This is a genomic window from Alkalibacterium putridalgicola (assembly GCF_900109825.1).
GTDB classification, from domain to species: domain Bacteria; phylum Bacillota; class Bacilli; order Lactobacillales; family Carnobacteriaceae_A; genus Alkalibacterium; species Alkalibacterium putridalgicola.
In genome coordinates, this window is the sequence record NZ_FOBL01000009.1 from 73,075 (window position 1) to 85,020 (window position 11,946).

The window sequence follows — 11,946 nt, forward strand, 5'->3', positions numbered from 1 at the left end:
TAGTATACCAAAAGTGGCCAAAGAGTTGAGTAATAAGCATTTTCTATCAAAAAAGCGGCTCCGCCCATCGATCAGAAGACCACATGAGCAGAGCCGTTTCATTTATGCATTTATTCTTTAACGAATTTCTTGTCGAAACAGATATGTCCCGTGATGTGTCTGGCCTTTTCTTTGGGATCTTCATACGACCAGGCGCCGTTATCTATCTGTTCATCATCCACGATAATATGGTAATACGTCGCTTCGCCCTTCCATGGACACGTGTACTCTTTGTCGCTTTCTGTGAGACATTCCATTTTCACATCTTCTCTTGGGAAGTAATGATTGTTCTCTACCACTTCTGTGTTGTCACTTTCTGCAAGGACGGTATTTTTATAGACAGCTTTCATCTTGACTCCTCCTCTTTTCATTTCTCCTACTCTAGTATACGCCAAGAGGCCGCTTCATGAAAAGTATGAGCGCTTGACGAAGGCCCACTGAACGTTGAGGTCCGAATGATTGCAACTGGCGCTGTGACCAACTACAATTAAAGTGACAGTAAAAATCCGCAAACGATGGAGGAAGCTCATGAACCGTTTTTTAAAGTCATTAGTCGTAATGAACAGTGTATCCCTTGTTTTAAGTCTCTTTTATGTCTTATTCCCCGGAGAAAGTGCCTTCTGGAACGCCTATGGGCTACTGGTGATCCTGACCCTGACCGGGAATATAGCCGCCAGTATAATCAAGCCCGATCAGAAGAAATGGTCTGCCTTGTACCTGGTCTTGTCTAGTGCCGGCATGATCGGCATCATGGTTTTAACGACGCTTGCCTCTCTGGACCCCGCCGACACAGCATCCAGAAGTCTGGTGGCGATCGTCCTCTTCTTATCGCTCTTTGTAGTCGGCACCCTGCTGGCCGGGATCTCGTTCCTACATACAAAGCGGCGAGAACACACACGCCGCACACTTTCACGACAGACAGAAATAACACCAATTAAAGTCGTGCGCATCACGCTGCGTGTTCTGTTGGGGTTCGTCTTACTGGTCGGCGTCTTTCTGGCCGTTACGATGGTCACGAGCGTCAGTGTCGGTGTGATCGAAGCCGCCGTCTCCCCGTACAGTCTGTTTTTCAGTTTAATCTTTTTAAGTACGGCCGGGCTTTTTCTCAAGGTCTCGCCTTTTGACTGGCGGTCGTTAAAAGGGATGAGCGTGTTGCTTATCGGTACCACCCTGTACGTGGTCTTTGCCCTCCCCTTCTTCTCTATCCCTGCCATGCTGGAGGAAGCGGAAGAAAATTATACAGCGGCGTTTGGAGACGACTGGCAGGACGATGACGAAACGGTCCCCGCCTTCAAAGAACTGCCTGTGTCGCTGCCCGCCTTCTTCTTCGGCACTCCTTCAGGCAACTATGAGCTGGAAGAAGATGTGCAGTATTATCAAGGTGACAGCGGCGTGGATGAAGGCCTAGACCTGTGCTTTGATGTCTACACACCCACAGAAAACGCAGCCGATCTGCCGGGACAAGGCTCGGTGCTGATCCGGATCCATGGCGGCGGCTGGAACTCTGGCGATAAGGGACCTGAGAACTTTTCCCAGGTCAACAAATACTTTGCCGAACAAGGCTATGTGGTGTTCGACGTCCAGTATGGCTTGAATGCGGCGAGACAGTTCTCTGGCCTGCTGTCTGCTCCCGATGATGTCACCGGGGACTTTTCCGTCAAAGACATGGTACGCCATCTGGGTCTGTTCACGACGTATCTGGCCGATCATCATGAACGGTATGACGCAGACATCGATTCTGTCTTCGTTTCAGGCGGATCGGCCGGCGGACACCTGGCGAACGCGCTGGCACTGGGAGCCTCCAGCGGCCAGTACACCGAACTAATCGACACACGGATCACGGTAAAAGGCATCATTCCCTTCTACCCGGCCAACGATCTGGCAAGCTTCCCAGGTGTGGGTGATGCAGAGGAACTGATCGACCCGGCTCTCTTGGTTGAGGAAGACAGTCCACCGGCCTTGGTCTATCAGGGAGACCTTGATACCCTCGTTGAGCCACAGGTGACACGTGATTTCAAAGAGGCGTATGTAGAAGCGAATAACAGTGACATCGCGATCATCTGGCTGCCGTATGGGTCGCATGCCAGTGACCTCTATTTCACCGGCGTCTACAACCAGACCTTCCTGTATTACATGGAACGGTTTATGTATCAACACCGATGAGCTGGTCCCAAAAACTGACACGCTGGATCTTTTTAAATAAAAAAGGCATGCCACACGAGACTTACTGCTCGTTTGTGGCATGCCTTTTCATTCTTTAAAATCTCTAATGCACATTGTTCAATTAAATAACAGCAGAACGAACCCGGCCGCGAAAACGATCAACAGAACGACCGAGATGATCGTGACCGTCGTCAGATTCAAGGTCGACGGGTAATTTCTTTCTGTCGTATCAGAGAAGTAACCTTTCAGATAATCATAAACGGCTTTATAGCCGATCCAGGCATAGATGAAAGAAAACATCCCTAGAAATATCAGGCACCCGCCTAGGATCAGTCCCACTGTGGCATTCTCGGTGTCCCGCAAAGCCGTGCCCAGCGTCCAGCCTGCCCCGGCGAGTGTAAAACCTATACGGATCCAGGCCGCATAGGTCCGTTCGGCGGCTAAAAGGGTGCGGCTCTCGGCCATCGCATTCCTCATTTCAGCCAGATCGGTACGAAGTTCAGCCAGTTCATTTTTGGATTGCTTTTTGTTTGCCGGTTCACTCATAACGGTCCTTCCTTTCTAGGTATCTTTTACACAGCGGAAGCCCAGGTTGCTTGTTGACAGATTGGATTCCGAATCGCCCGTCACCACATAACTTTTCAGCCGCGACCGGCAGTTGTACCGGCCCGTCAGCAGGCCATACCGCGACGGCGTGCATAAAGACGACGTGGCATGCGAATCTCTGAACTGCATTCCCGCCTCTGCCAGACGGTCGATATTTTTGGTGTGTATTTTTGAACTCGGATTGAAACTGGATACGTCACCGTACCCCAGATCATCTGCGAAAATCAGTACGATATTTGGTTTCCTGCTGCTCATAAACGTATTCCGTTAGTCACACTACTATGGTAGCAGATTAAAATATTTCTAGCATACTAAACGCACGGGATTACTTAGGGTCATCTTTCTCAGATAGATCAACAGCATCTTTTTTGATTAAGGACAAAGAAAACACGTGTACCAAGAGAGGATATGTCCGCTCTTTGATACACGTGTTTAGTAAAAGCTAGGATGTTGTATTTTCTTAGCGACTATGCTCACTTGTACTGGACCCGGACCCAAACCTCATTTCGTCTAAATGGCGGGAGCGTGAACGGACCACTGTAAGAGGCCACCATAAAGGCCGACTGCTTTTCGAGTCCTTTGTCGGTGATCCATTTGTCCAGCTTTTCTTTCATGCTGATTTCTTTGGTGCGGCTTCTTTTGCCTGAAAATTGGATGACCGCAAACACGCCTTCATCGAATTGCTCTACTTTTAGATTCGAATCAGTCGGCTCGGGCACCTGTCCCCAGTACTTCTCCGGTACAACGAACGCCATTTTCCTGTTCTCGTCGGTCTCTTCCTGAATCACCGGTACGGTCATTGAAATCTTTTCATTGTCCTTGTTTTCACTGGAGATGTACTTGAACAAGGTCCGAAAGCCTCGGTCGACATCGGGGTCTGCTCGGTTATCGTATTCCACAATATAGAATTGGCCATACTTTCGCAGTTCAAAGCTGTCCTCTTTCTCCAGTACCTCATAATCAGGCGTCTCATACTTTCCCATCGTCTCACTCCGTTCCCTAAACGTTGATAATCTTACTGACAGTATATCACTTTAGACACAAAACCCCTTCATGATCGATTTAGGACTGAAGGATTTATGATTTGGACTCAGTCTTTGTTTACAAAAGGACGGAACAGACTTGAGTAGCGTGAATATGCCTACTCAAAGGGAGAAGTATTTTTTAAAATGCACTTATTTTATATCGGTCGAAGAGGAAAATATATAATCACTTGTAAATATATTTCTGAACAATGCTTTAAAATATTTTTATTTTTTCAAACGCATCAAGGTATTTATGTAAATAGAAAGGCGGATCATACTTCATAAAAATGAAGTAAATCTACATCGTATAATATTTACTTACAAAAGGATTGACTAATCAAGCAGCAATTCATTTTCAAAGTAGAACTCTTTTTTTGGTGAAGTACTTAATATCTATTGATTAATTCATTCGAGAAAATTAATACGCTGGATAATCAACATTTATTTTAAGTTAATTAACCAAAAAAGTTTAGAGTACTCAATATAAGATAAGTTAAAACTAGCAATCCAACTATCCCAAGAAAAATACCAAAAGCAATCCAAAATTGTTTTTTAACTTTTTTTCTTCATCATTTTTTACCATTCAATCACTCTTTCATTATTTATTGTAATTTTATTGAAAAATGTAACATTGTTTAATATATATATTACATATACTCACTTAATTCAATAACGTATAAACCGTAAACAAAAGCAGGGATAAAGCAGTAATTAAAGTTATACTTCCTTTAGCTTTTCGTCCTTCTTTGAAGTCCTGTGGCGTTATTGCTAAAAGTGACAAGATTAGAAATAAAGTTATGAGCGGGAACAAGGTATAATTTCCGGAAATTAATATGTATACAGAAACGAGTATACTGATAATAAGTGATATTCTTTGCAGTATTCTATACACTATAAACACATCCATTCATTTTAACTTAGTATACCATAATCTGTATATATCTTTCTGTTTAATTTATAAGTGTAAAGAAGATCATTATTGAGTTTTGAGTAAACACATTATTAGAAAATTTCTCCATGTGCCACAACTATCCTCTTATTGTGTCTTTAACTCTTTGCGCTTTAAGTCGGTGAGGATCATATTCAAATAATGGAAGGATTTCCCGTTCTGCGAGGTTTTAATTTTTGAAAGCAAAAAACCTCGACTGCATATTTGTCAGTCGAGGCATTACTATTTGTTTAGCTACTATTATCGGGCTTTCTTTTGCTGGTCTTTATTTATACAGCATTTTTTATATTTTTTGCCGCTGCCGCAATGACAAGGATCGTTGCGTCCGAGTTTCTTCGTTTGAGACGTTCCGCTAACTTTGGATGAGTGTGACGAAAGATTATACCCTTGTTCTTTCAGCTCTTTATTCGTGTGGCCATTGTTGTCCCAAAGTCTCACGTTATTTTGAAGCGCCTTGATCATACGACTGACTGTTTCCTTTTGTTTTCTACCTTTAAACGTGACACCCCTATCAGTGAACACGTTCATCAGTGCTTTGAAACGAGTATTCACTTCGATCATTCCTTGGACATCTTCACAGACAGCTGTTGCGCGGAAGCTATCGCCGTCTACTAGATTTTCTAAGACATAATCATATAAAGTGGTATACGCCGCGTTCTGTTCAAAATAAAAATCATCGACATACTTGAGCAGCTCGTTTTTCTCTGGGATATATCTTGGCTTCCCTGCCTGCTTCTCCAGCATCGCAGCCAACCCATCAAACGTGAGAATAGTATCGTGGGCAAAATGCTCATCCTCTAAATAAACAAAAGCCTTTTCGATTGCTTGTCTGTTTTCCAGAAAGTTCGTTTCCACATCTTCCAGTGTCACCTGTTCTTCATTCTGATCATTATAAATATCAGCAACGACCTCTTTAGGTACCACGCCGTAAAGGTGAGCTGATGCGACTATATATTGAGATAGCAGATTCATCTTTAGTCCTCCATAAAACATTTAACACCATTGTATCATGATTCAAATTGGATGAGTAATATACTTAGTATGAAAGCAGAGCAAAATATATTTGTTACCATAATTCTTGAAGTAACATCCACCTAGTTCTTTTTTACATTCTTGCTATGATTGAAAATGATATAAGCGAGAATGTAAAAAAACTCATTTATTGTTACAGATTCTATATTTTTGTACGTTCTTCACCTGGTTAATTATTCTTTATAAATCAATAGGATATTCACTTAGTGCAAAAATGAGTAGAATTTAAAAATCCAGAGAAATTGAATCCCTTTTCATGTTACAATGGTATAAATATATACAATGAGATTGGGAGGAAATATAATGGCAAATAGAGTTTTAGGATTGGATATTGGTGTGTCGAGCGTCGGCTGGGGAATTATCGATAAAGATACGAATGAGGTTATCGATGCAGGCGTTCGGTTGTTCGAAGAAGCGACACGCAATGCGAATGAAGAAAGACGTAGTTTTAGAGGAGCTCGTCGCTTAAAAAGACGTCGTAAACATCGCCTTGAACGTGCAGAAGACTTTTTGCAATCAAACGGTTTTCCTGTAGACAGTATCGGTTCTATTGACCCCTATCGTGCTCGCTATGTTGGTTTAAAAGAGGAACTGTCAAAAAAAGAGCTGGCTGCTGCTCTTTATCATTTGATCAAACGACGTGGGACAACCATTGATACACCCGCAGAAGATGATAAAACTTCCGGCAATGAATTATCTACTAAAGAACAACTGAAACGTAATGCGAAAAAGTTGGAAGATAAACATGTCGTAGAAATTCAGTATGAAAAATTGGTGAACAATGAGGTCGTTCGTGACCATACGAATCGTTTCAAGACAAGTGACTATATCAATGAAGCAAAAGCCTTGCTTGAAACTCAAAGTAAATACCATGCTGAAATTGATGCATCTTTTATCGAAGGGATTATCGAACTCATTAACAACCGCAGACAATATTATGATGGTCCAGGATCTGAAAAATCTCCTACCCCTTATGGTCAGTGGTACTATGATGAAGAAGGCATCTTACAGTATGAAACGATGATCAATAAAATGCGCGGAAAAGGTACTTATTTTACAGATGAATTGCGGATACCTAAAAAAGCCTATACGGCAGAACTCTTTAATGTCTTAAACGACTTAAATAACCTCCACTTTCCTCGGGATGAGACCCTAGATAGTTTAACCACTGAAGAAAAAGAAACGCTTATAAAAACCCATATAGATAAAGGAAGTAAAATAACACTGAAAAAAATCGCTAAACTTGTGGGTATCTCTGATGAACTGGATATCAAAGGCGCCCGATTGAACTTAAAGACAAATAAACCGATATTTTCAGAGTTTACTGGCCTGAAAAAACTAAAAAAAGATTTGGAAGGTATCGATGTTCCAGAGGGATTCTTTGAAAATAGAGAAGTTTTGGATAAAATCGCTGAAATACTGACGGCTGAAAAAAGCATCGCTCGCCGTGAAGAACAGCTGGGTCAGTTATTCGAACAAGCATATAGTAGTCCCTTGAGCGATGTAGTTGCAGGCCTAGTCAATGACACATCGTTCAAGGAATACCACGCACTGTCTAAAAAAGCTATGGATCTTATCTTGCCTGAACTGTGGGAGACCAATAAAAATCAGATGCAGCTCTTTACAGAACATGGACTTGGGAAAAGTCGACTGGAACAGCTACAGAAAGAATCAAAAATCCAGTTTGATGATGAAGCTATCTTAAGTACAGTCGCTCGTCGCGCCCACCGGGAAGCCATCAAAGTAACAAACGCAGTCAGAGAAAAACATGGGGAACTTTCTCATGTCGTTGTCGAAATGGCACGCGAAAAGAACAGTGACGAAGCAAAGAAATCCTATAACGATTATCAGAAAAAAATTGGTGCGTTTGAAAAGAAAATGGCCAAACTGCTTGACGTCAAAGAATTAAAAGACTTGAAACTGAACGGAAAACAGATGCTGGCTTTGAAACTGATGGATAGCCAGGATTATAAATGTATCTATACAGGTAAGCAAATTTTACCTCATGATATTGTAAACCAAGAGTATCAGTTTGAAATCGATCACATCATCCCTCTTTCCTACTCTTTTGATGACAGCCAGCAAAATAAAGTCTTATGCTATCGTCAAGAGAACCAGGATAAAGGTCAACTGACCCCTTTCCAGTATTTTCAAAGCGGCAAGGCGAAGCGGACATTTAATGAGTTTAAAGCCGAATGTACCAATTTGTTCAACTCTAAAAAGATATCAAAACGCAAGTTAAATTATCTGCTCGAACAGCGTGACGTGCAGCACGATCCAGAAATCCAAAAGAACTTCATCAACCGCAACCTTGTTGATACGCGTTATGCCATGCGTAGTTTGTCATCAAACTTAAGAACATTCTACATGAATAACGACATTGACACGAAAGTCTTATCTATCAGAGGAAGTTTTACCTCTGCACTCAGACGTCGTGCTCGCCTCCATAAAGATAGAGATGAAAGCCATGCCCATCATGCTATCGATGCACTGATCGTATCAGCTATCGGTACTACACCGATACTGAAACAGTTTAAAGCAGTCGACTTTAACCGTGAAGGTATTGCGGTCAATACAGAAACAGGTGAGATCATCAGTGAAGAAGAAATCTTTGCCTCCCCTACCTTGAAGTTCATTCATTGGTTGAGGAATATGGAAAGCGAGATCAAGTATTCTCATAAAGTCGACCGAAAACCCAACCGAACCATGACAAACCAAACTCTCTATTCTACTCGAGAAAAAGATGGTGACAAGTATGTTGTTGGAAAAGTAAAAAATATCTATGAACTGGATAAAAAAGGATTCGACTCACTTAAGAAAAAAATTGACAAAGATCCAGATAGTTTCCTGATGGCCCAGCATGATCCCAAGACATGGGAACTCGTTTTAAAAGTCATGGATGAACATAGTCACGCGGACAATCCTTTCCAAGATTTTAAAAAGCAGCATGGTCATATAAAAAAAGACGGAAAGGTTCCAGTTAAAGGACTAAAATATCTCGATAATAAAATAGGCATCCATGTCGATATCTCTCATAAATTTCCAGAATCCAAACGTGATGTTGTTCTCCTTAGTCGTAAAAGCATCCGTATCGATGTGTATCAGAACGATGAAGGGAAATATAAGTATTTGGGCGTCCCTTATAACTGGTTTACAAAAGAAGGCGATCATTACGTTCTAGATAAAGAAAAATATTATGGTAAAGAAGGATTGGCAGCCCCTTACAAACAAATAGATGATTCCTATACATTCCAGTATAGTTTTTATAAAAATGATCGGATTTCGTATGACAAGTATGAGAAAATGGAAAATCCAGAAACCGGAGAAAAAGAAAAAGTAATGGTACATCATGATAAGATCTTTAGAGGAGACACAAATCCAAGACAAAACCAAATTGAGATTGATGACATAGCCTTCAAGTTTAATGGAAGACAATTCATCACCCTTGGTAAACTAATAAATTTAGAAAAGTATAACATCGATATACTAGGAAATGAATATCTTATTGAAAAAGAAGAACTTCAGGATAAAATTCCGGCAATTTAAAATAAAGGGTTTACATGTATATCTTGGCTTGGTATAATATAGTTGTCCTCGACGGAGGACTCCGTTATACCAAAGGTTGAGAGAACCTACCAAAAAAAGGCTTTATGCCGAGATCACAGATCAGCCCCTTCATTGGGGCTTTTTTGGTATCCAAATCCATGAAATGAGGTGTTCCAAATGAGCTGGCGCGTCGTGTATATCGAAAAGTCTGATCGGCTGAAATTGTATCTGGATAATTTAAAAGTTGTCAGAGAAGAATCCGAAGTCCTCATCCCCTTATCCGATATACATACCATCATCGTTGATAATCAGCAAACCGTTGTCACTGCAAGACTTATTAATAAACTTTCCAAATATCATATCCTGCTCGTTTTTTGTGATGAAAAACATCTTCCAAACACCTACGTCTTGTCTCCCCACAGCCATCATCAGTCATCCAAGATGCTGAAAAAGCAAATAGGTTGGTCCCCTGCTGTCAAAGAAATCATGTGGAAACAAATCATACAAATAAAGATTTATAATCAGGCCTCCGTACTTCACCATTTAAAGCGGAGTGAACCTGTGATTCATCAGCTGTATGATCTTGCGGAAACGGTTCAGCAAGCTGACCAGTCTAACCGTGAAGGTCATGCGGCTAAACTGTACTTTAAGGAACTCTTTGGTTCCTCCTTCATACGTGAACGCAGCAGTCTAGACGGCATCAACTCGGGACTGAATTACGGCTATATCGTCATGCGCTCAACTGTTGCGCGTAGTTTGATAGCTTCAGGGCTTCATCCTGGCCTTGGCATCGGTCACGACAATCAGTATAATGCCTTTAATTTAGCTGATGATTTGATCGAACCGTTCAGACCAATTGTTGACCTATGGGTAGCTGTTTTGATGAGTGAAAAGGATTATCTTGACATAAAAACCAAACAAAAACTCGTGTATTTGATCAGCAACAATAAAATTATGATTGGCAATCAGAAGCAAACGATTTTAAACGCAATATCTCTTCTCATTCAAAGCTTTATAAAAAGCATGGATGAAGAAAATCCCGATTTACTGGTGTATCCAGCTAATGGGATCGCCATATAGATTTATGCGTCTCATGCTATTTTTTGATTTGCCAATGAATACACGAAGCGAAAGACGAACGTATGCGAGATTTAGAAAGTATTTGATAAAAAATGGCTTTACCATGGTTCAATTTTCAGTTTATTCAAAGATCTTTCCTAACCGCAGTTCTTTAGATACGTATATGATGACATTAAGACAGAATCTGCCAAAACATGGTTCGATACGGGCAATGGCTGTTACTGAGAAGCAGTATAATAAAATGTACCTACTCGTAGGCGACCAGACATTGACTGAACAGACGCTGACAGATAATACGATGGTGATCTTATGAAAGAGTGGCGAATTAACGATCCAAAAGGTACCACATTATTAATGAGTCAGATAACTCTTCTAAAAGGTGCTATTTTTGAATGGCAGGAAGTTATAGAACGGATTAGACTAACGTTTGAATTAAAAAAATATGATCTTTTTGAAAGTGAAGAAAAAATATATGTCGATGATTATTATTTAAGTATCTTGTCAAATTCTGATGACTATTATTCTTCAAATTTAAAGGACTCTAAAGACTCCTTAATGGCCTTGTTTATAGCTTACTTAGAACTGTCCCCTTTCTACAAAAATCTTGTTGAAAGCTGGGAAGAATTACAGGAAGAAGTCGAACTTTTGAGCCAAGAACTCGGTTATTCTGCCGAAGTTCGATTAGATGATTATAAAAAGAATATTATCGAGGATCATTTAAAATGGAAAAGTAGCAAGGGAAATGCTTTGGAGGAAATGCTGCAGCAGATTAAGTTGACGAAAAAGTCTAAACCGGATAAAAGACATATTTTTATCCTAATATCTCCTGAAAAAATCTTAAACGATAAAGAGTTGGTAAAACTGAATGATCAACTACAGCAATCACCAGGTTATTTTATTGTTGTAAGTGGTTTTTCGTTTTCAGGCTCTCAGAATATTTTATACAATGATCAGATAATTAATCAGGAATCTGTAACAAGCTATAAAGACACAATAAGCACCCTATTACCTTTTGTATTCAGTGAAAACAAATTTGAGAACTCTCTAAAGTGGTATATTAACTCTGTGGATAAAAGTAATGGAAACATCATAAAATTATCTCTATCGTCTGTGGATAACTTGGAAGAGTTAATTTATGTTTTTATAATGATATACGTAACTCAACTCCCGTTTACTGTTGACTACACGGGCATTCCTGAAGGTTACAAAAAGTACATTGAATCAGTAATTGAATCTGAGGTATAATGAAATTGGCATTTTGGTACTCTCTCATCCTTTGGTATAACGGAACTGTATCCGATAATGGTAGTACGCTTAATTATTTTGGTACTCTCTCATCCTTTGGTATAACGGAACTTGACACTGAACTAGACCAGGAGCTCAGGTATTTTGGTACTCTCTCATCCTTTGGTATAACGGAACTTGAAAAAGTGAATAGTCTGCTGATAGATTATTTTGGTACTCTCTCATCCTTTGGTATAACGGAACTACAGAACCATATCCATT

At 40.5% G+C, this 11,946-nt stretch carries 10 protein-coding genes; 5 read left to right on the plus strand and 5 right to left on the minus strand.

What is annotated here, in order from left to right; genetic code table 11:
* Positions 1–110: 110 nt before the first annotated feature.
* Positions 111–389: a DUF427 domain-containing protein gene (locus tag BMX84_RS04480; protein ID WP_091487586.1), complete on the minus strand. Its 279-nt coding sequence runs from the start codon at positions 387–389 to the stop codon at positions 111–113.
* A gap of 178 nt (positions 390–567) precedes the next feature.
* Between BMX84_RS04480 and BMX84_RS04485 the strand changes: the two genes are divergently transcribed.
* The gene (locus BMX84_RS04485; RefSeq protein WP_091487588.1) at positions 568–2,202 is read left to right on the plus strand and encodes an alpha/beta hydrolase; all 1,635 of its coding nucleotides are present in this window, start codon (positions 568–570) and stop codon (positions 2,200–2,202) included.
* Positions 2,203–2,319: 117 nt separating this feature from the next.
* Here the strand turns inward: BMX84_RS04485 and BMX84_RS04490 are convergent, their stop codons facing one another.
* The 4 genes from BMX84_RS04490 to BMX84_RS12690 all read right to left on the minus strand — a co-directional run bounded on the left by BMX84_RS04490 (position 2,320) and on the right by BMX84_RS12690 (position 5,754).
* A complete protein-coding gene (locus tag BMX84_RS04490) occupies positions 2,320–2,748 on the minus strand; it encodes a YidH family protein (protein WP_091487589.1) in 429 nt (142 codons plus the stop codon).
* A 15-nt stretch (positions 2,749–2,763) separates the two neighbouring features.
* Positions 2,764–3,063, minus strand: coding sequence for a sulfatase-like hydrolase/transferase (locus tag BMX84_RS04495; protein WP_091487591.1), 300 nt, complete (start codon positions 3,061–3,063; stop codon positions 2,764–2,766).
* A gap of 218 nt (positions 3,064–3,281) precedes the next feature.
* Positions 3,282–3,791: an SOUL family heme-binding protein gene (locus BMX84_RS04500; protein WP_091487592.1), complete on the minus strand. Its 510-nt coding sequence runs from the start codon at positions 3,789–3,791 to the stop codon at positions 3,282–3,284.
* Between the two features lie 1,231 nt (positions 3,792–5,022).
* Entirely contained in the window at positions 5,023–5,754 is a 732-nt protein-coding gene (locus BMX84_RS12690) for a YecA family protein (RefSeq protein ID WP_177165462.1), read from the minus strand.
* A 363-nt stretch (positions 5,755–6,117) separates the two neighbouring features.
* On the opposite strand from BMX84_RS12690, the gene cas9 reads away from it, so the two are divergent.
* The 4 genes from cas9 to BMX84_RS04525 all read left to right on the plus strand — a co-directional run bounded on the left by cas9 (position 6,118) and on the right by BMX84_RS04525 (position 11,685).
* Positions 6,118–9,360 (plus strand): type II CRISPR RNA-guided endonuclease Cas9, encoded by a 3,243-nt coding sequence (cas9, locus tag BMX84_RS04510; protein ID WP_177165463.1) that lies wholly within the window; start codon positions 6,118–6,120, stop codon positions 9,358–9,360.
* A 177-nt stretch (positions 9,361–9,537) separates the two neighbouring features.
* Positions 9,538–10,440 (plus strand): type II CRISPR-associated endonuclease Cas1, encoded by a 903-nt coding sequence (gene cas1, locus BMX84_RS04515; protein ID WP_091487597.1) that lies wholly within the window; start codon positions 9,538–9,540, stop codon positions 10,438–10,440.
* A 13-nt stretch (positions 10,441–10,453) separates the two neighbouring features.
* Positions 10,454–10,753, plus strand: a complete 300-nt coding sequence (gene cas2 / locus BMX84_RS04520; RefSeq protein ID WP_272980659.1) for a CRISPR-associated endonuclease Cas2 — start codon at positions 10,454–10,456, stop codon at positions 10,751–10,753.
* Positions 10,750–11,685: a hypothetical protein gene (locus tag BMX84_RS04525; RefSeq protein ID WP_091487599.1), complete on the plus strand. Its 936-nt coding sequence runs from the start codon at positions 10,750–10,752 to the stop codon at positions 11,683–11,685. The genes cas2 and BMX84_RS04525 overlap by 4 nt, the downstream gene beginning before the upstream one ends.
* The last annotated feature ends 261 nt before the right edge of the window (positions 11,686–11,946 follow it).

Excerpts from the sequence above, each read along its gene's own strand:
- BMX84_RS04480 (WP_091487586.1), bottom strand. The coding sequence starts at position 389 with ATGAAAGCTGTCTATAAAAATACCGTCCTTGCAGAAAGTGACAACACA.
- BMX84_RS04485 (WP_091487588.1), top strand. The coding sequence starts at position 568 with ATGAACCGTTTTTTAAAGTCATTAGTCGTAATGAACAGTGTATCCCTT.
- BMX84_RS04490 (WP_091487589.1), bottom strand. The coding sequence starts at position 2,748 with ATGAGTGAACCGGCAAACAAAAAGCAATCCAAAAATGAACTGGCTGAA.
- BMX84_RS04495 (WP_091487591.1), bottom strand. The coding sequence starts at position 3,063 with ATGAGCAGCAGGAAACCAAATATCGTACTGATTTTCGCAGATGATCTG.
- BMX84_RS04500 (WP_091487592.1), bottom strand. The coding sequence starts at position 3,791 with ATGGGAAAGTATGAGACGCCTGATTATGAGGTACTGGAGAAAGAGGAC.
- BMX84_RS12690 (WP_177165462.1), bottom strand. The coding sequence starts at position 5,754 with ATGAATCTGCTATCTCAATATATAGTCGCATCAGCTCACCTTTACGGC.
- cas9 (WP_177165463.1), top strand. The coding sequence starts at position 6,118 with ATGGCAAATAGAGTTTTAGGATTGGATATTGGTGTGTCGAGCGTCGGC.
- cas1 (WP_091487597.1), top strand. The coding sequence starts at position 9,538 with ATGAGCTGGCGCGTCGTGTATATCGAAAAGTCTGATCGGCTGAAATTG.
- cas2 (WP_272980659.1), top strand. The coding sequence starts at position 10,454 with ATGCTATTTTTTGATTTGCCAATGAATACACGAAGCGAAAGACGAACG.
- BMX84_RS04525 (WP_091487599.1), top strand. The coding sequence starts at position 10,750 with ATGAAAGAGTGGCGAATTAACGATCCAAAAGGTACCACATTATTAATG.